General features: G+C 47.7%; 17 protein-coding genes. 9 read left to right on the top strand and 8 right to left on the bottom strand.

The annotated features are described in order from the left end of the window. Nucleotides 1–15: 15 nt before the first annotated feature. Genes dxs through xseB form a run of 3 tightly spaced genes read right to left on the bottom strand, consistent with a single transcriptional unit; the run spans nt 16 to nt 3,049 of the window. Nucleotides 16–1,881: a 1-deoxy-D-xylulose-5-phosphate synthase gene (gene dxs / locus AOT11_RS03565; protein WP_017420856.1), complete on the bottom strand. Its 1,866-nt coding sequence runs from the start codon at nt 1,879–1,881 to the stop codon at nt 16–18. 20 nt (nt 1,882–1,901) lie between these two features. Next, nucleotides 1,902–2,786 (bottom strand): (2E,6E)-farnesyl diphosphate synthase, encoded by an 885-nt coding sequence (ispA, locus tag AOT11_RS03560; RefSeq protein WP_026050427.1) that lies wholly within the window; start codon nt 2,784–2,786, stop codon nt 1,902–1,904. Between the two features lie 20 nt (nt 2,787–2,806). Beyond that, a complete protein-coding gene (gene xseB / locus AOT11_RS03555) occupies nt 2,807–3,049 on the bottom strand; it encodes an exodeoxyribonuclease VII small subunit (protein ID WP_011078418.1) in 243 nt (80 codons plus the stop codon). 367 nt (nt 3,050–3,416) lie between these two features. Here xseB and pomA point away from each other — a divergent pair, with 367 nt between their 5' ends. The 9 genes from pomA (at nt 3,417) to rlmM (ending at nt 10,760) form a co-directional block, all read left to right on the top strand. Beyond that, nucleotides 3,417–4,178, top strand: a complete 762-nt coding sequence (gene pomA, locus AOT11_RS03550) for a flagellar motor protein PomA (RefSeq protein ID WP_011078417.1) — start codon at nt 3,417–3,419, stop codon at nt 4,176–4,178. 15 nt (nt 4,179–4,193) lie between these two features. After that, nucleotides 4,194–5,147, top strand: a complete 954-nt coding sequence (locus tag AOT11_RS03545; RefSeq protein WP_026050428.1) for a flagellar motor protein MotB — start codon at nt 4,194–4,196, stop codon at nt 5,145–5,147. Between the two features lie 144 nt (nt 5,148–5,291). Beyond that, nucleotides 5,292–6,740 carry a tRNA uracil 4-sulfurtransferase ThiI gene (gene thiI, locus AOT11_RS03540; RefSeq protein WP_017420858.1) on the top strand — a complete coding sequence of 483 codons (1,449 nt, stop codon included), beginning with the start codon at nt 5,292–5,294 and terminating at the stop codon, nt 6,738–6,740. Between the two features lie 169 nt (nt 6,741–6,909). Further along, nucleotides 6,910–7,077 carry a hypothetical protein gene (locus AOT11_RS23580; protein WP_017420859.1) on the top strand — a complete coding sequence of 56 codons (168 nt, stop codon included), beginning with the start codon at nt 6,910–6,912 and terminating at the stop codon, nt 7,075–7,077. Further along, nucleotides 7,070–7,222, top strand: a complete 153-nt coding sequence (locus tag AOT11_RS23575) for a hypothetical protein (protein WP_017420860.1) — start codon at nt 7,070–7,072, stop codon at nt 7,220–7,222. The genes AOT11_RS23580 and AOT11_RS23575 overlap by 8 nt, the downstream gene beginning before the upstream one ends. Nucleotides 7,223–7,756: 534 nt before the next feature. After that, a complete protein-coding gene (locus tag AOT11_RS03535) occupies nt 7,757–8,680 on the top strand; it encodes a transcriptional regulator GcvA (protein ID WP_017420861.1) in 924 nt (307 codons plus the stop codon). After that, a complete protein-coding gene (locus AOT11_RS03530; protein WP_017420862.1) occupies nt 8,658–9,284 on the top strand; it encodes an alpha/beta fold hydrolase in 627 nt (208 codons plus the stop codon). Before AOT11_RS03535 ends, AOT11_RS03530 begins: the two co-directional genes overlap by 23 nt. Beyond that, nucleotides 9,274–9,672 (top strand): DUF423 domain-containing protein, encoded by a 399-nt coding sequence (locus AOT11_RS03525; protein WP_011149690.1) that lies wholly within the window; start codon nt 9,274–9,276, stop codon nt 9,670–9,672. The genes AOT11_RS03530 and AOT11_RS03525 overlap by 11 nt, the downstream gene beginning before the upstream one ends. Further along, nucleotides 9,669–10,760 (top strand): 23S rRNA (cytidine(2498)-2'-O)-methyltransferase RlmM, encoded by a 1,092-nt coding sequence (gene rlmM / locus AOT11_RS03520; RefSeq protein ID WP_017420863.1) that lies wholly within the window; start codon nt 9,669–9,671, stop codon nt 10,758–10,760. The genes AOT11_RS03525 and rlmM overlap by 4 nt, the downstream gene beginning before the upstream one ends. Nucleotides 10,761–10,823: 63 nt before the next feature. On the opposite strand, the gene AOT11_RS03515 is transcribed toward rlmM, so the two are convergent. The 5 genes from AOT11_RS03515 to AOT11_RS03495 form a co-directional block, all read right to left on the bottom strand. Further along, nucleotides 10,824–11,567 carry a DNA/RNA non-specific endonuclease gene (locus AOT11_RS03515; RefSeq protein WP_026050429.1) on the bottom strand — a complete coding sequence of 248 codons (744 nt, stop codon included), beginning with the start codon at nt 11,565–11,567 and terminating at the stop codon, nt 10,824–10,826. 237 nt (nt 11,568–11,804) lie between these two features. Further along, nucleotides 11,805–12,584, bottom strand: a complete 780-nt coding sequence (gene xni / locus AOT11_RS03510; protein ID WP_017420865.1) for a flap endonuclease Xni — start codon at nt 12,582–12,584, stop codon at nt 11,805–11,807. A gap of 60 nt (nt 12,585–12,644) precedes the next feature. After that, on the bottom strand, nt 12,645–14,021 hold the full coding sequence (gene ppnN, locus AOT11_RS03505) for a nucleotide 5'-monophosphate nucleosidase PpnN (protein WP_026050430.1): 1,377 nt from the start codon (nt 14,019–14,021) through the stop codon (nt 12,645–12,647). 240 nt (nt 14,022–14,261) lie between these two features. Beyond that, the gene (locus AOT11_RS03500) at nt 14,262–15,827 is read right to left on the bottom strand and encodes a GGDEF domain-containing protein (RefSeq protein ID WP_017420866.1); all 1,566 of its coding nucleotides are present in this window, start codon (nt 15,825–15,827) and stop codon (nt 14,262–14,264) included. Nucleotides 15,828–15,926: 99 nt separating this feature from the next. Then, nucleotides 15,927–18,191, bottom strand: a complete 2,265-nt coding sequence (locus tag AOT11_RS03495) for a tetratricopeptide repeat protein (RefSeq protein ID WP_017420867.1) — start codon at nt 18,189–18,191, stop codon at nt 15,927–15,929. Between the last annotated feature and the right edge of the window lie 2 nt (nt 18,192–18,193).

The following is an 18,193-nucleotide window of genomic DNA, read 5'->3' as shown; positions in this document are numbered from 1 at the left end:
CAGTTTGTCTCTACTTTATTTTGCTAGATAGTGGCGAATTGCTTGCTCAATGCCTTTGGCATCTAAGCCGAGTTCTTCATGCAACTCTTCTTGAGTACCTTGATGGATGAACTTATCCGGTAGACCAAGGTTCAAGACTGGTTTCATGATCTTTTCTTGCATCATAAACTCGATCACGCCCGCACCGGCACCACCGGCAATGGCGTTTTCTTCAATCGTGATAAGCACATCATGCTCGTTGGCCAATTGACGAATTAGCGCTTCATCAAGAGGTTTCACAAAACGCATGTCTGCGACAGTCGCATTCAATGCTTCTGCCGCTTCAAGCGCATTGGCTAAGAAGGTGCCGAAACTCAGAATGGCCACCTTTTCGCCTTGGCGAACCAAGCGGCCTTTACCAATCTCAAGCGCGGTAAATTCAGATTCGATAGGCGTGCCCATGCCATTGCCACGAGGATAACGCACCGCGCTCGGCCCTTGATGTTTGTGGCCGGTATAGAGCATTTGGCGGCATTCGTTCTCATCACTTGGCGCCATGATCACCATGTTTGGAATACAGCGCATGTAGCTTAAATCGAACGCACCTTGGTGAGTTTGACCATCTGCGCCCACTAAACCCGCTCGGTCAATCGCGAACATCACTGGTAGGTTCATGATCGCCACATCGTGGATCAGTTGGTCATAGCCGCGTTGCAAGAAAGTCGAGTAAATCGCCACAATCGGGTTGTATCCGCCAATGGCCATCCCGGTAGCCAGTGTCACAGCGTGCTGCTCTGCAATCGCCACATCGAAATATTGCTCTGGGTATTCTTTAGAGAAACGCACCATGCCGGAGCCTTCACGCATGGCGGGAGTGATCGCCATCAGTTTTGGATCTTGCGCTGCCATGTCACAAAGGAAATCGCCAAAAATATTGGAAAAACTTGGCTTACCACCACTGCTTTTCGGCAGGCTATTATGGGCAGGATCGAACTTTGGCACACCGTGATAGCCAATCGGATCTTTTTCGGCAGGCTCATAACCTTTGCCTTTCTTGGTCATAATGTGCAGAAACTGCGGGCCTTTTAGCTCGCGCATGTTCTTTAGGGTTTTGACCAGCTCCACCACATCGTGGCCATCAATCGGACCAATGTAGTTAAAACCCAGTTCTTCGAAAAGGGTACCCGGAACCACCATGCCTTTAAGATGCTCTTCGGTGCGACGAACCAGTTCTTTAATCGGTGGTACGCCAGAGAGCACTTTCTTGCCACCTTCACGGATCGAGGTATAAAGATTGCCAGAAAGGACACGAGCAAGATGGTTGTTAAGCGCGCCCACGTTTTCGGAGATCGACATTTCGTTGTCATTGAGAATAACGAGCATATCGCTGTGTACATCACCAGCATGGTTCATTGCTTCAAACGCCATGCCTGCCGTGATCGCGCCATCACCAATTACACTAACGACTTTGCGGTTTTGGCCTTCTTTTTCTGCGCAGATGGCCATACCAAGCGCAGCACTGATCGAGGTCGAAGAGTGGCCAACAGACAGGGTGTCGTACTCACTTTCTTCACGCCATGGAAAAGGGTGTAACCCGCCTTTTTGACGGATAGTTGGCATCTGCTCACGACGACCAGTCAGGATTTTGTGTGGGTACGCTTGGTGGCCTACATCCCAAATCAGTTGATCAAAAGGCGTGTTGTAAACGTAGTGAAGGGCAACCGTAAGCTCAACGGTGCCAAGACCAGAGGCTAGGTGACCGCTTGATTGACTGACGGAGTTCAATAAGTAAGTGCGCAATTCATCGCACAGTGTTGGCAACGTCTCTTTTGGTAAGAGACGCAGCTCATCGGGTGTTTCTGCTAGTGCCAGTGTCGGGTACTTTGAAATATCAAGAGTCATAGGTATGCGCGCTTATTGTGTTAGTTCTTGCGCTCGACGACGTATCGGGCGAACTCTTCTAAGTGTTGGGTATTGTATGGGATTGCTTCCAAAGCTTGAAGTGCTTCATGTAACAGAGTGTGAGCTTTCTCCATTGCGCCTTCTAAACCGAGCAGCGATGGGTAAGTACTCTTGTTGAGTTCTTGGTCAGAACCTTGTGGCTTCCCGAGCGTTTCGGTATCACTAATGATATCCAAAATGTCATCTTGCACCTGAAATGCTAACCCAATCGCAGTGGAGTACTTCTCCAACTGAGGCAAAATAGCCAAACCTTTTTCGCCCGCAGCCAAGGCGCCTAAGCGCACCGCGCAACGGATCAAAGCGCCGGTTTTGTTACGGTGAATCTCTTCTAACTCTTCCAGCGTGACTGCGCGGTTTTCCGCGGCCAAATCCAACGCCTGACCAATGCACATGCCTTGCGCTCCAGAGGCTTGTGCCAATGCTTGGATCATGGCAACACGTTGTGTTTCTCCATCAGCAGACAATGTGCCTTCAGCGAGAATGGTGAACGCGAGTGTTTGTAAAGCATCACCGGTTAAAATGGCGGTGGCTTCGTCAAATTTAACATGGCAGGTTGGTTGGCCGCGGCGCAGTTCATCATCATCCATGGCTGGCAGATCATCATGGATAAGAGAGTAAGCATGGATACACTCAATCGCTGACGCAGGCGTGTCGAGTTGCTCTTGGCTGCAACCAAGCATCTCACCGGTGGCATACACCAAAAATGGGCGAGCACGTTTTCCACCTAACACTAGTCCGTAGCGCATCGCTTGAATCAGCGCTTGATTTTGGTGTGGCAGTTTATCGAGCCAAAGATTGAGTTGTTGGTTGTTACGCTGCTGAAAAGACGCAAGGACGTCAATCATAGAGTTATCCATTTAAAACATTACTCTGCCAAGGTGGAGAAATCGCTGAGAGGAGCATCATCACTGTCGCTCAGTAAAATGCTAACTCTTTGTTCTGCTTCTGTTAGTTTAGCTTGGCTGGCTCTGGCTAATGCGATCCCACGCTCAAATTTCTTAAGAGCGTCATCTAAAGCCAGATCACCGTTTTCCAGTTGATCCACCAAATTGTCCAATTCTTCGATGGTTGCTTCGAAGGACATGTTTTCTGGTTTCTTGGTTGCCATATCTATTCTGCCTTTAAAAGAATGCCCGCAAGTTACCTTAGCACGCTGACTTGGTCAAATTTAAGCGGGTAAATTTATCTGAAAATGAGGTTAATAAGGAGGAGAATATTGGCTTGCTAACAAAAAGGTTGCCCGTGAGCGTTAAAATGGCAGTAAACTTGCTATAACTTGTAAAAAGCCCCGAGATGATGCTTGGCACTTTGCCGCCTCATCGAAATAATCAAGGGTAACGGCTTTATTTTGACGCTTAGCAGCAATTTTGTGACTTGTTGACCAAGTTTTTGCTAAAAGATCGTTACTCATTGTCGATAAAGAAAATAATCTCTTTATATTGCGGTAAATCGGAAAATAGCATGAGGAGTGCTTTGTGGATTTAGCAACCCTTTTAGGTTTGATAGGTGGCCTTGCTTTCGTCGTGATGGCGATGATTCTTGGCGGCAGCATCATGATGTTCGTCGATGTGACCTCAATCCTCATCGTTGTCGGTGGTTCCATCTTCGTTGTATTGATGAAGTTCACGATGGGGCAATTTTTTGGCGCGGCGAAGATTGCAGGCAAAGCCTTCATGTTCAAAGCCGATGAACCAGAAGATCTGATTGCGAAAATTGTCGAAATGGCAGACGCGGCGCGTAAAGGCGGTTTCTTGGCCTTGGAAGAGATGGAGATCTCCAACAGCTTCATGCAAAAAGGCATTGATTTGTTGGTGGATGGCCACGATGCCGATGTGGTGCGTGCAGCACTACAGAAAGACATAGCCTTAACTGATGAACGTCACACGCAAGGAACGGGCGTGTTTCGCGCGTTTGGTGATGTTGCACCTGCGATGGGGATGATCGGTACCCTTGTTGGTCTGGTGGCGATGTTGTCCAACATGGATGACCCAAAATCCATCGGCCCTGCGATGGCGGTTGCGCTTTTGACCACACTCTACGGTGCGATTTTGTCGAACATGGTGTTCTTCCCGATTGCGGATAAATTGGCGCTTCGTCGCGACCAAGAGACCCTTAATCGTCGTTTGATCATGGACGGCGTGTTGGCGATCCAAGATGGTCAGAACCCACGTGTTATCGACAGCTACTTGAAAAACTACCTCAACGAGAGCAAGCGTGCCCTCGATATCAATGATTAATCACGGGAGTATGTGATGGATGACGATAGCAAATGTGATTGTCCCCCTCCCGGATTACCTCTGTGGATGGGTACCTTCGCTGACTTGATGTCACTGTTGATGTGTTTCTTCGTACTGCTGCTTTCGTTTTCGGAAATGGATGTACTGAAGTTCAAACAGATCGCAGGCTCAATGAAATTTGCCTTTGGTGTACAAAATCGCCTTGAGGTGAAAGACATTCCCAAAGGCACCAGCATCATTGCTCAGGAGTTTCGACCGGGGCGTCCTGAACCAACGCCGATTGACGTGATCATGCAGCAAACCATAGATATCACCCAGCAAACCTTAGAATTTCATGAGGGAGAGTCGGATCGCGCGGGTGGTACCCAGCGTGACCAAGGCAAAATGACGGGCGGGCAGTCGCCTGAAACGTCGACCCAGACCAACCAAAATACCGAACAACAACAGCAACAGCAGCAATCGGAAGCCATGTCGAAAGAGATGGAAACGCTGATGGAAAGCATCAAGAAGGCCCTTGAGCGTGAAATAGAGCAAGGGGCGATTGAAGTGGAGAACTTGGGGCAGCAAATTGTGATTCGCATGCGAGAGAAGGGGGCCTTCCCAGAAGGTTCTGCATTCTTGCAGCCTAAATTCCGCCCGCTAGTACGACAAATTGCCGAGTTGGTGAAAGATGTCCCCGGTATTGTGCGGATTTCAGGCCACACGGACAATCAGCGTCTTGATTCGGAGCTTTATCGTTCTAACTGGGATCTCTCTGCGCAGCGTGCCGTTTCGGTGGCGCAAGAGATGGAAAAGGTGCGCGGATTTTCTCATCAGCGCTTACGAGTGCGAGGCATGGCCGATACCGATCCTCTGGTCGACAACGATACTGAAGAAAACCGGGCGAGAAACCGCCGAGTGGAAATCAGCATTATGCAAGGTGAGCCTTTGTATAGTGATGAAATTCCAGCCATTCCTCAAGAGCAGTAATTGGGTACGTGAGTTGAATAAAAGACGAGCAGAAATGCTCGTCTTTTTTATGGTTATAATTCGTGTATAATCTTGCGCCCTAAGTCCCACACCTTAGTGCAAGCTCCGGTGTGAATTGATAGCCAACAGACTGCGAATTGAACTATGAAATTTATTGTAAAGCCCCATCCAGAAATTTTTGTAAAGAGTGAGTCGGTACGTAAGCGCTTTACCAAGATTCTTGAGAGCAACATCCGAATCATTATTCAGAATCGCACTGAATCTGTGGCTGTCTTTAACCGTCGCGATCACATCGAAGTGTCGGCTAACAGCCATCAATATTACCAACAAGTGCTCGAAATCTTGACGACGACACCAGGCATTCAGCAAGTGTTGGAAGTGAAGCAATCGGGCTTCAAAGATCTGCACGACATCTATGAGCAAGTGTTGGATCTGAGCCGTGAGCGCATCGAAAATAAAACCTTTGTGGTGCGTGCTAAGCGCCGTGGTAAACATGACTTTACCTCTATCGAGCTTGAGCGTTACGTCGGCGGTGGCTTAAATCAATCGGTCGAGAGCGCCTCGGTTAAACTGCACAACCCAGACATTACCATCAAGATTGAAGTGGTGGATGACAAGCTGAACCAGATTTTGGCCCATCATAAAGGCCTTGGCGGTTTCCCTCTGGGTACGCAAGAAGATCTGCTGAGCCTGATTTCTGGTGGTTTTGACTCCGGTGTTTCAAGCTATCTGCACATCAAGCGTGGCTCTAAAGTGCATTACTGTTTCTTCAATCTGGGTGGCCCTGCGCATGAAATTGGCGTAAAACAAGTGGCTCACTTCTTGTGGAACAAATACGGATCTTCAGCCAAAGTGCGCTTCATCTCTGTTGACTTTGAACCCGTGGTTGCGGAGATCTTAGAGAAGGTTGAAGACGGTCAAATGGGCGTGGTACTAAAACGCATGTTTATGCGCGCTGCCGGCATGGTTGCGGAGAAGTTTGATATTCAAGCTTTAGTCACCGGTGAAGCCCTCGGCCAAGTATCAAGCCAAACCTTGACCAACTTACGCCACATCGATGTGGTGACGGATCGTTTGATTCTCCGTCCCCTAATCAACTGGGATAAAGACGAGATCATTAAAGTAGCTCGTGACATCGGCACCGAAGATTTCGCCAAAACCATGCCAGAATACTGTGGCGTGATTTCGAAAAAGCCAACCGTGAAAGCGGTGAAAGAGAAGCTCGAAGCGGAAGAAGCGAACTTCAATTTCGACATCTTGGAACAAGTGGTACGCAACGCCCGTCAAATGGACATTCGTGATATCGCGAAAGAGTCGGCACAAGCTGCGCCAGAAGTAGAGCAAGTTCAAGCGATTGAAGAGCATGCCGTGGTGTTGGATATTCGTAGCCCAGATGAAGAAGATGACAGCCCGCTAGAGATCGATGGTGTTGAGGTAAAACACATTCCGTTTTACAAGCTCAGCACGCAATTTGGTGACTTAGACCAGTCGAAAACGTATCTGCTTTACTGTGCTCGCGGTGTGATGAGCCGTTTGCAAGCGCTCTACCTACAAGAGCAAGGCTTTAAAAACGTTAAAGTGTATCGCCCATAGCGGTGATGTGTTATCCCTGATGCCTAAAAATCCGAATGTCCGCATTCGGATTTTTTTATTACCCACGCTCTAGGTTTTATAAATCTGAACCTAGGTTAAATTCTCTTTGATTTTTATGAACACTGGCTTGAATTAGCATGATGGCGGAACGGGTAAACGGGGATGCATCATGCAAGATGAAGAGTGGCTTGAACAAATAGAGATCAATTTAACAGAAGAAGAGATCGAAGCATTGGGGTGGCAGCCCGAACGAACTTGGTGGGCGATGGGGTGTTTTGTGATTTTGGTTGGCCTCAGTGGCATCATTTCACTGTGGCGGAGACGCAGGCATGAATAAAGTACAACGAGAGGTAAAAGAAATACTGAAACACAGCGTGCTTTGGACTCTCTATTTTGTCGCGATTCTTGCCGTGGCGCTGGTGGCAATTTATACCCAAGTAACCTCGAGATGCGAGTTTCAGCGAGAGTTAACTGGTGTTTAGACAAGGCATCGATTTGAAGGTCTAGTCGCTCTACATCGAGAATCGATAACGCAGTATGAAGGCCAGTTAAACTCGCCCTTGGGAGCGCATATTCTGGCTCATTTCTGTGTCATAGAACTTGGAAAGGACTCGTCATTCCGCTACGTTCTCTTCCTTGAACTGAACCAGAATATGAAGCTCTGAATCCTGCATCTTGAAGTCACTTGGGTATATCACTGTGATGTGAGCATATTTCGCAGATAAAAAAACACCGCCTAATAGGCGGTGTAACAAATTTGACAGACAGGTCAAAAATAAATACAGGAAGTATAGGTTTTGTCACAGGGAGTTGGACAAAACACTACGGTAGAAATCTACCTAACTCGAAATACGAGTTTGCAAACACAACATCGCAACAACTAAGCCAATTGATTTACAAAGAAATCAAGCCGTTCAGGCTAGCGTTGCGGGGTGAAATATAGAATTTATCTGGCTGTTCTACAACGGACAAATTATAATGTTTCAGATTAAAAAAACTAATGGTTAGAGAGCCGTATGTCCCGAAGATTGCCCCCACTGAATTCCCTTCGTGTATTCGAAGCCGCCGCCCGACACCTTAGCTTCACTCGAGCTGCAGAAGAACTCTTTGTCACTCAAGCGGCAGTGAGTCATCAGATCAAAGCGCTGGAAGAGTTTCTTTCATTGAAACTGTTTCGCCGTCGCAACCGCTCTTTACTCCTCACTGAAGAGGGGCAAAGTTACTTTTTAGACATCAAAGATATTTTCTCAGCACTCGCTGAAGCGACCGATAAGGTATTGGAACGTAGTGAAAAAGGGGCATTGACCATCAGTTTGCCGCCGAGTTTTGCCATTCAATGGCTGGTACCAAGACTTGCGGATTTCAATGCTAAAGAGCCAGACATTGACGTGCGAATCAAAGCGGTGGATATGGACGAAGGCTCTTTGGCGGACGATGTGGATGTGGCGATTTATTACGGTCGTGGCAATTGGCCGGGGTTACGTGCCGATAAATTGTACCAAGAATATTTGATCCCACTTTGTTCACCTTCATTACTTTTGGGTAACAAACCATTAGAATCTTTGCAGGATTTAAAACGACATACGTTACTCCATGACACCTCCAGAAAAGATTGGAAACAATTTGCTAAGGAAAACGGTCTGGATGAGGTCAATGTCAACCAAGGTCCGATTTTTAGCCACTCGACCATGGTTCTGCAAGCGGCGGCTCACGGACAAGGGGTAGCCTTGGGCAACAATGTATTGGCCAAACCAGAAATGGAAGCTGGCCGTTTGATTGCACCCTTTGATGAAATATTGTTGTCGAAGAACTCGTTTTACGTCGTCTGCCATGAACAGCAAGCTGACATGGGGCGTATCGCGCGATTTAGAGACTGGATGCTAGTGACCGCGCGCAAAGAACAAGAAGAGGTGTTAGATGAATCTGCCATGCATTATTGATGGGCCAGACAACGGACCGCTGTTTATTTTTGCTCACGGTGCTGGGGCCCCGATGGAACATGCTTTTATGACCGCGGTGGCTCAAGGATTGGCAAAGGAAGGGATTCGTGTGGTGCGTTTCAATTTCCCTTATATGGCCAAACGAGCTGAAGATGGCAAAAAACGCCCACCGGATCGCGCGCCGAAATTGCTGGAAGCCTTTTCTGAAGTGATAGCATCCGTGACCGATGAACCCGTGATCATTGGGGGTAAGTCGATGGGCGGACGCATGGCGAGTTTGTTGTCGGAGCATCCCCTCGTGAAAGGGATTGCCTGTTTAGGTTTTCCGTTTCATCCTCCCGGTAAGCCTGAAAAGTTCAAAGGTGAGCACTTACAAACATTGAGTAAACCGACGTTGATTTTGCAAGGTGAGCGAGACACGTTTGGCACTCAAAATGAGTGTCAGCATTTTGAGTTTTCCTCAATGGTGCGTTTGGCGTTTTTGCCCGATGGCGATCACAGTTTTAAACCGAGAAAAAGTTCTGGTCATACAGAAGTAGGCAATGTGCAGTTGGCGATTGAGCAGCTGTGCGCTTTTATTAAAGGAGTCGACGATGAAAAGTAAGTGGCTGCTCACTTTTGTTGGTTTCTCAGGCGCATCGGCGGTCGCACTTGGCGCGTTTGCCGCTCACGGACTCAAAAGCCAATTGTCGCCATATCTGTTAGGTGTGTTTGAGACGGGCGTGATGTATCAGTTTTGGCATACCCTCGCCATCGCCCTATGCGCCGTTCTGCTCTCTTTGCCGACTGGAGAGAAAGCGCAAAAATATTTTTTCCGCGCGGCAATTTGTTTTATCATCGGCATCTTTTGCTTTAGCGGCAGCTTATACGCCCTCGCATTAACTGGCATAAAATGGTTTGGCCCGATAACTCCGATGGGAGGCTTACTGTTTATTATTGGTTGGATAATGTTGATGTTGGCAGCTTTAAAAACGAACGAGGTATCTCAGTGAAACAATTAATGCTCTATTGTCGTCAGGGCTTTGAAAAAGAGTGTGCTGGTGAAATTCAGGACAAAGCGACTCAGTTAGAGGTTTATGGTTTTCCACGTGTGTTCAAAAACGCAGGGTATGTTCTGTTCGAATGTTACCAAGATGGGGATGCCGATAAACTGGCACGCGAACTGGACTTCAACGCGCTGATTTTTGCACGTCAAATGTTTGCGGTTGCAGCAGAGTTTACCGAACTGCCGAGTGAAGATCGCATTAGCCCAATTCTTTCGGAGCTGGGTGAGATGGACACGTTCCCGGTTTGTGGCGATTTGCGTATTGAAACGCCAGATACCAACGAAGCAAAAGAGCTGTTGAAGTTCTGCCGTAAGTTTACCGTGCCAATGCGCCAAGCATTACGTGGTAAAGGCTTATTGTTGGCGAAAGAAAATACTAAGAAGCCTGTGTTCCACCTTTGCTTTGTTGCGTCAGGCCACTGCTTTGCTGGTTATTCTTATTCGCACAATAATTCGCGCTTCTTTATGGGCATTCCACGTTTAAAATTCCCGGCCGATGCGCCAAGCCGCTCAACGTTGAAGTTGGAAGAGGCTTTTCATGTGTTTATTCCGCGTGAAGAGTGGGATACGCGTTTGTCTTCGGGCATGTGGGCGGTGGATTTAGGTGCTTGTCCTGGTGGATGGACCTATCAGTTGGTGCAGCGCTCAATGTTTGTTCACTGTGTGGACAACGGCATGATGGCAGATAGCTTGATGGAAACCGGCCAGATCAAGCATCACATGGTGGATGGTTTTAAATTTGAGCCAGACCGTAAGAACGTAACTTGGTTGGTGTGCGACATGGTGGAAAAGCCAGCTCGCGTGGCGCATCTGATGGGCGAATGGCTCATTAAAGGGTGGGCGAAAGAAACCATCTTTAACCTAAAGTTGCCGATGAAAGGTCGTTATGACGAGGTTTTACAAGACATTGAAAATCTCAAGACCTTCCTGATTGAGAACAAGGTGAAGTTTAAGCTGCAAGCGAAACACCTTTATCACGATCGCGAAGAGATCACCGTACACATTCAGGTGCTATCGAACATTTCTCCGTACTAAGATGAGCTGAAGAAACGGTTCGCTAAAAAACGCTCCTCGACATGAGGAGCGTTTTTGTTTGTGTTAGTTCGACGTTGGCCACATTTCCCACACTTGGGCTTCCATGCTCGCTTCTGTGCTGTCATCGACGGCTGAGAAGAAGTCAAGTTGGGTCAATCTTTCCACCTCGTCAATCGTGGTGATGAAGTTCGCTAGCTCACTGCCAGAGACATCTCGGTGTGGAACGATAAACGCAATCGCGTCATTAAAGGCAGGGTCAAGAATGACTTTGAAAAAGGCGCTAGGAATGACCACTCCGTTACCAATCGCGTTTTCGCCCCCTTGGTAAATGGGCCCAGTGACGACGTAAAGCTCGTTATATTCATTGGCAAGATCACGAACATGCTCTTCCAGCAAACGCCAACCCACACGGTTAAATCCCGGTAACTGCGGTGACATGTTACTCATCAGGAAGCTTTGTTGCATTGATTGCTGACTGAAATCCATCGCCGCTGACGGGGCAAGATGGCCTCTGTCGTAACCCGAGTTACTGTAATCCGCTAAGGTGGAGCGGGCATAGTCTGGCAGCTCTGCGTCTTCTTTAAAGCTGTTGCTGCGCTTGTAAGAAGCATTCACGCTCTCTGCCGTAATATGGTAGGCAACCCAATCGGCGTTTTTGGTGTTGTAGTTGTAACCTACCGCGTAGCCATCGCGACAAAGCACTTGATCCGGTTGTGTGGAGGGCATGCCTTTGTCGAGGTGTTGACCACAAATTTCAGCAGCGGCAGGTAAAGCAAATAATAGTGATAGTAGGATGAGGTTTTTCATTTTCATTACTCCTTGTTAGAGAGTGGTGAAAATAGAGTAAATGCTCATCAATGCTGTGATATTGATAATAAATTAATCAATACTCAGTAAGGTATTGATTAATTTATTTTTATTGTTGTGAATGTAACCCATTACACAACAATAACGTTTAACATTTATTGGTTGTGGTTTTGTGATGCGCTTGGTGAAATTTGTTTGGTCAATGTGTTCTGACTGGCAAGGCGCTGTTCATGAACATTAGCGGGGCTCATTGGCGGTAAAACGCAGATCTTGCAGGTTAAAACCGAGTTCAATATCGGTTTTGAGTGCCGAGATTCGCTTGCAACGGCGAGCTAACTCGATATGTTGATCGAACTTAGTACGATATTTCTTTGGTAGAGCCGGCGAGAGAAAAGCCTGTTCGATATCGTCAAATTGGCTGAGGATCTCTTTGGCTGCTTTTGGCCCAATACCGGGAATGCCGGTCACTTGGCTGGAACTGATGCCCGTTAGGCCCCAATAGTCAGAAAGCTGCTGAGGTTTTACGCCAAACTCTTGTTCAATAAACGGCTGATCTAACCAGCGGTGTTGGAAGTAATCGCGAATCTGCAGTGTGGGAGAAAGCAACTGGCAATAGCCTTTGTCGGTTGAAATGATGGTGACCTTCTCACCGTGTTGCGCGACTTTGCACGCTAGGGTAGCCACTAAGTCATCGGCTTCATCACCTTCAGAAAGCAGCGAATCAATACCCAATTGCCACCATGCATCTTGGATCTTCTCCAAACCGTTGAGCAAAGGTTCTGGCATCGGCTTTCGCCCTTGTTTGTATTCTGGAAGGATCTCTGCACGCCATCCTCGGTCGCTACCGAGATGATCAAACACCGCGACGATATGCGTAGGATGACTTTCACTAATGATTCGCTGCAAGGTTCGACAGGTGTTTTGGATGGTGTTGGCTATATCCGTCGGATCCGGTTGAGCCGAGTGGACACGGCGGATCAGATTGAGCGCATCGATGATAACAAGATGAATAGCCATAGAAAATTACAGTATTGAAAAGGGGCCTAAGGCCCCTGAGTGTAACGTAAATCGTATGGACTATCGACCGCCATTTTCCGCTGATGCGATCTTATAGCAAGGTTCATATGCACTACCACCGGGCAGTTTCATACGGTGCTGGGCGACGAAATCGCGCAGCAGTTTGTCCATTTTCTTCATCAGTGCAGGGTCACCATCAATAATGAATGGCCCTTTGCGTTCGATCTCGCGAATGCCTTCGGCTTTTACGTTACCCGCCACAATACCAGAGAAGGCACGGCGTAAGTTAGCGGCCAGCACTTGAGGTTTCTGATTCAGATGCAGATCCAAGCTTGCCATCGAGTCGTGTGTGGGTTCAAACGGCAACTGGAACTCTGGCTCAATCTTTAAAGACCAGTTGTAGCTGTACGCATCGCCCTTGTCTTTACGGTGCTGACGTACTACTGGCATTGCTTGTTTCATCACACGGGCAACCTGAGCTGGGTCATCAATGATGATTTGGTAGTGCTTCTGACCTTCTTCCCCCAAAGTGGCGCCAATAAAGGCATCCAGTGAGCGGAAGTAAGCCTCGCTCTCCTTAGGACCAGTTAAGACGATGGGCATCGGCTGATCGGCGTTTTCTGGATGCATCATAATGCCCAGTATGTAAAGCAGCTCTTCAGCAGTACCTGCACCGCCAGGGAAAATGATGATGCCATGACCCATGCGGACAAACGCTTCTAAGCGTTTCTCGATATCAGGCATGATCACCAACTCATTGACGATCGGGTTTGGTGGCTCGGCGGCTATAATGGAAGGCTCGGTTAAGCCCAAATAACGTTGGGTACTGTAGCGCTGCTTGGCATGGCCAATAGCGGCGCCTTTCATTGGCCCTTCCATCGCGCCTGGCCCACAGCCAGTACAAATGTTCAACTCACGTAGGCCAAGCTCGTTACCCACTTCTCGCGTGTATTGGTACTCAACAGGGTTGATGGAGTGACCACCCCAACACACCACAAGATTTGGCTCAATACCGGGAATTAAAGCACCAGCATTACGTAAAATACCAAATACAAGGTTAGTAATGTGGGTGGCATTCGTGAGGTTAAGGCGTTGGTTGTCCGCAAGATGCATGTTGACGTAAACAATATCGCGCAGCACAGAGAATAGGTGCTCTTGGATACCTTTGATGATTTCGCCATCGACAAAAGCGTGCTCCGGTGGATTGGTGAGCTCTAACTTAATGCCACGCTCACGGCGCACGACGTTGACATCAAAAGATTGATATTTGTCGAGCAGCTCTTTGGAGTTATCCGTGTGGCTACCTGAGTTCAACACCGCTAACGTACAGTTGCGGTAGAGTTGGTAAAGCTCACTAGAGGCGGTTTTTTTCAGACGCTCAACTTCAAGTTGAGAGAGCAGATCCATACTTCCTGCTGGGCTGATATGAGTAATCATATGGCCTCCTTGCTTAGCATTGTTATTAAGGGACAGAAATCTGCTGGGAAAAATGATTATTGTTATAGAACCAGATTAGGAGAAGCAGATTCTGTTTGTTGCCTAGAGTGAATCTCGGCAAAACACGTCATGAATGTAGTTAGCTTAGCAAAGTATGTGCAAAAAGAAATGTGATAACTAATTGAAAAAACTATAACTGATGGTGAAATTTTGTCTGAGCGGTTAACAAATGACCACTTATTAACGCCATTCTAGCTGTTTTTTTCCACGTCGTTTGCATTCGTTGAGCATGATGCCGAGGCGATCCACCACGTATTCCGGATTATCTGACTCTTTAAAAGCCACGGAAGCGGCGCTGAGCGTGATGGTGATTTGTTGTTCACGGAATTTGAACGGTAGTTTGCTGACTTCAGTTTGAATGTGCTTAATCAGCTCGAGCGTGTACTCTTCGCTTTGCTCTGGAATGAGTAAGATAAACTCTTCGCCACTAAAGCGTGCCACGGTATCAGTGTCGGCAGCCGCTTTACGAATGGTTCGCGCGATGATCTTCAGTGCTTTGTCGCCAGCAGAGTAGCCATAGCTATCGTTGATGGCTTTAAAACCATCAATGTCGAGCAGCACCACACGGAGATTGTGTTGTGCTCGGATCCAGCGACGATATTCAAGTTCAAGACGATCGTTAAAGGCGGTGCGGTTATACACCTTAGTGAGAGGGTCAAGCAGCATGCGCTGCGCCTGATCTTCTAGGCGTTTACGATAGTCTTGGGTAATTTCAAACACCGCTTCAAGTTGATTTTTGTTGTATTGCAGTCTTTCTTGTAGCGCTTGCTCTTTCTCTTCCGCCAGTTGCAAACGTTGAGACAACGAGGCCATTTGCGCTAGCAAGGGGGAAATGTTGTTTTTGAGCTGTTCGAGTTCGGTCGCATTGTCCAACGAAGCCTGGCTTTTCGCCACCAATCCTTCTAACTCTCGATTGAGCTGTTGGCGATGTTCAAAATACGTTTGGCTTTGGTCAACGTTAACGTGAGAGGTTTTTAAGTTGGCTGCGAGTGAGCCATTAAGCTGTTCTAGGAAATGCTCGGATGATTTTCTTTCAAACTTCGTCCCTTCAATCACCAGTTTGAGCACTTGAAGAGTGAGCTCTAGTAGTGATTCAGTGGAGACACCCAACAACAGCTTAGTGCGGATATCCAATAACAAGTCGCCCGATTCGCCTTCAAAATCCAGTTCCGTGATCACGTGTTGCAGCTCTGCGGAGAGGCAGTCTAGCTGTGAGCGATCGGGGGTATCACTGAGTTCATTAAAGTTGATTCGAGAGTTGGAGGTGATGATCTTCAGCGCACGTTCGTAAATATTGAGCAGGCGCACTGCTTGATCAACATTGCGCGCTTTATTGACGTCATTGAACGTCATTAAACTGCGCAATTCGCGTTTTAGTTGTGGGGGAAGCCCAGCGACACGCTGTAAAGTCTCACCGCTGTGCTTAATCTGTTCGTCGAGAAAACCGCTCTGTTTATCCATAGCCACTGCTTGTTGTCTGAGCATTCTTTCTAACACGGCAAGGCGTGGAATAAGAGTGCTTACATCTTTTTGTTGTTCAAGTTCTTGCTGAACCGCCTTCAAATGCTGCGTGAGCGTCGGGTCGCCCCCCTGGCATGCTGCGCTCAGGGAAGTAACAATGCGCTTTAGAACTTGTTGTTCACGCTTAAATTTGAGTGACGAGTCGCGATGTGTCAATCGAAGTTGGTCTAATTGACAACTTAACTGATGCAGCTGCGATTGAATATCGGATTCCAGAATGCCCATTAAGAACTACAACACGGTCCATGTACGACTAAAGAATGAGTTCGATAATAACAAAAAACATTATAGCGTCATCTCTCTTCAGGTTTGATTGCTTGAGAATTATTCACTTTTTAATAATTTTTTGAGGTTGTCCTCATTCTGATACGACGAGTGTATCTTTATTAAGCCTTGATGGATGGCCTGCTGGCAGGCATTTCTTATGTGACCAGTTGCAAGACTTGCAGCTGGGGCATTCTCTATGGCTTTAAGATAAACGTAATGGCTGCACTTGTCTGTCAAACTGACTTCACGAGCTAGATGAGTTGCGAGCAACAGCAAATCAAGCAGCTCTTGATCGTTGATCGCCGTGTAGGCGCGCGGTAAGAATGGGTAATCGGCCATGCCCATTCGAACGGTTCGGTTGACCGCATGCTCAGCGGCAAACTCATCTACCCACGCTTGCACTTTACTAAAGACGGCCTCTGCAGAGTAATCGCGTTCGGCATTGGGCTCGATGTAAAGCAAATTGGCATCCGAAAAGTGGTAGAGACGTGCTGGTTTTTGGATTTTCTCACTCATGAACATCCCAAAAGCGCGCTCGAGTTCTAGGCCTGCTTTATAGCCGTGTTGCACGTACATGCTGCGCAAAAACGGCAAATCAATCATCACAAAGCGTAAGCGATCGTTGAGCGGCTCGTGGATAAGTTCACCCAGCTGCCATTGCTCAAACGTTTCATTGGCTTTGCGCAATGAATTTGAGAGTTTCACGTTCAACATGCGCAGATTACGCAGCTTTGAGCGTGAGTGGGTGTACAGATCGCTCGTAAGCTGCTCGATTTGCGCCGACTGCCGTTGCAGTAACACGCCGCGTCTCATAAGCAATAAGAAAAGCACGAGAGAGAGCAAAAATAGCGCAAAGGCGATTTTCTGGAATTTGGCGTGTTCTACCGTCACTTTTTCGAGTTGTTGTGCTTGGCCAATGTAGTGAATGCTCTGTTCGGCAAATTCTTTTTGCTGGCGGAAGGCATCTTCACTGATTTGATTCAGTTCTTTTTGTTCAATACTGACCAAATTATTGTAGCGGCGCAGATTTTGTAGTGATAACGCGTATTGTGCTGATTGCTCGTAACCCAAAGAGAGCAGTTGGTAAGCGTTCTGCTTGACGCTCAGTTGTTCTTCTGGCTGCGCGTTGGCAATTTCCAACGCTTTGTTGGCGTTGTTGATCACCGCTTGGCTGTCATTTTGGTAAAACGCCAATCCTGCTTTCATTAACGCCGCTTTGGCTTTTAACTCGGGAATATCGGAAAACTCGAGAACATCTTCGGCGCGCTCTAGGTATTGCTCTGCCAGCGGGTAGTTATAGAGTTGCAGATAGGTGGCCGCAAGGTTCAAACGAATGCTGATCACCTGCTTGATGTTTCGAGCCGAGCTGTCATGGTCGAGCACATTGAAATAGTGCACTAACGCTAAGTTGTACTTGCCTTGGCGGAAGTAGATATCGCCCATTTGCTCCATTACTTGGGCAAGGATAGGGGAGTTGGGGTAGCTGTCGTAAAAGTCGGCGGCTTGCGATAAGTATTCGAGGGCTTTATCAAGTACGCGTCGCTCTTCAAACAGTTGTGCCAAAAGGCGGTTCACTTTGGCCAACCGAGCACTCTTATTGCCTTCCACCGCTTGCCAATAACCAAACAGCAGTTCAGACAGCGCCAAGTTGTACTTTTGATGGCTCAGATAAAACTCACCCACCGCGATGTGGTAGTCGATAATGATGTTTTCTGAGCGGGTGTTTTTGATCAGCTCTTTCGCCTGCGTATAATATTGCTCAGCTTGTTGCAACGCATTCTGCTGGGAAGCGAGCAGGGCTTGTTGCATCAGCAAACGGTATTTCACACTGTCGCTCATTTGCAATGAGTTAGTGGCCTGATCCAACTGTACACTAATCTGTTTGAGCGCTTGCTCTGCCGTCGCGTAGTCCTTGCTATATTGCCACTCCAACTGGGTACGCATCAGTTTGACATCCATCTCAAGATAAGGGAGATGGAAGGTTTTGCTCAGTTGTTGCGCCGTCTCTAGCTGCATGAGAGCGGAACGTTGATTGCCAAGGGCAAACTCCGCTTGCGCGAGGATTTTGTATGCTTCAACGCTGCCGCTAGGGGTGCGCAAAGTGCGATCGGCGTCTTCACGAGAAATCGCCGACGGACTTTTTTCTTGATTGTCGGTCAACTCGCGTTGGGTCAGGTAATTCTGCACGATTTTTTTTGCTTGGTCGGGTTCAATTTCCACTAATTGCTCAGCCTCAGTGAGCAGCACTGAGGAGAGCGGATTCGCTTGCACTTGCATGCAAACCAGCAAAAATAAAACTGCGAAAAACCGTTGCCAACGCATAG

The sequence above is a fragment of the Vibrio vulnificus NBRC 15645 = ATCC 27562 genome, assembly GCF_002224265.1.
GTDB lineage: Bacteria > Pseudomonadota > Gammaproteobacteria > Enterobacterales > Vibrionaceae > Vibrio > Vibrio vulnificus.
The sequence above is the reverse complement of the archived record's forward strand: the minus strand, read 5'-3'. Positions and strand labels throughout refer to the sequence as shown.

Bases quoted from the DNA above. Each gene is read 5' to 3' on its own strand.
- xseB (WP_011078418.1), bottom strand. From the start codon at position 3,049: ATGGCAACCAAGAAACCAGAAAACATGTCCTTCGAAGCAACCATCGAA.
- AOT11_RS03495 (WP_017420867.1), bottom strand. From the start codon at position 18,191: ATGCGTTGGCAACGGTTTTTCGCAGTTTTATTTTTGCTGGTTTGCATG.
- AOT11_RS23580 (WP_017420859.1), top strand. From the start codon at position 6,910: ATGCAAGATGAAGAGTGGCTTGAACAAATAGAGATCAATTTAACAGAA.
- AOT11_RS03530 (WP_017420862.1), top strand. From the start codon at position 8,658: ATGAATCTGCCATGCATTATTGATGGGCCAGACAACGGACCGCTGTTT.
- AOT11_RS03545 (WP_026050428.1), top strand. From the start codon at position 4,194: ATGGATGACGATAGCAAATGTGATTGTCCCCCTCCCGGATTACCTCTG.
- AOT11_RS03515 (WP_026050429.1), bottom strand. From the start codon at position 11,567: ATGAAAAACCTCATCCTACTATCACTATTATTTGCTTTACCTGCCGCT.
- thiI (WP_017420858.1), top strand. From the start codon at position 5,292: ATGAAATTTATTGTAAAGCCCCATCCAGAAATTTTTGTAAAGAGTGAG.
- AOT11_RS03535 (WP_017420861.1), top strand. From the start codon at position 7,757: ATGTCCCGAAGATTGCCCCCACTGAATTCCCTTCGTGTATTCGAAGCC.
- AOT11_RS03525 (WP_011149690.1), top strand. From the start codon at position 9,274: ATGAAAAGTAAGTGGCTGCTCACTTTTGTTGGTTTCTCAGGCGCATCG.
- xni (WP_017420865.1), bottom strand. From the start codon at position 12,584: ATGGCTATTCATCTTGTTATCATCGATGCGCTCAATCTGATCCGCCGT.
- dxs (WP_017420856.1), bottom strand. From the start codon at position 1,881: ATGACTCTTGATATTTCAAAGTACCCGACACTGGCACTAGCAGAAACA.
- ppnN (WP_026050430.1), bottom strand. From the start codon at position 14,021: ATGATTACTCATATCAGCCCAGCAGGAAGTATGGATCTGCTCTCTCAA.
- AOT11_RS03500 (WP_017420866.1), bottom strand. From the start codon at position 15,827: ATGGGCATTCTGGAATCCGATATTCAATCGCAGCTGCATCAGTTAAGT.
- AOT11_RS23575 (WP_017420860.1), top strand. From the start codon at position 7,070: ATGAATAAAGTACAACGAGAGGTAAAAGAAATACTGAAACACAGCGTG.
- ispA (WP_026050427.1), bottom strand. From the start codon at position 2,786: ATGATTGACGTCCTTGCGTCTTTTCAGCAGCGTAACAACCAACAACTC.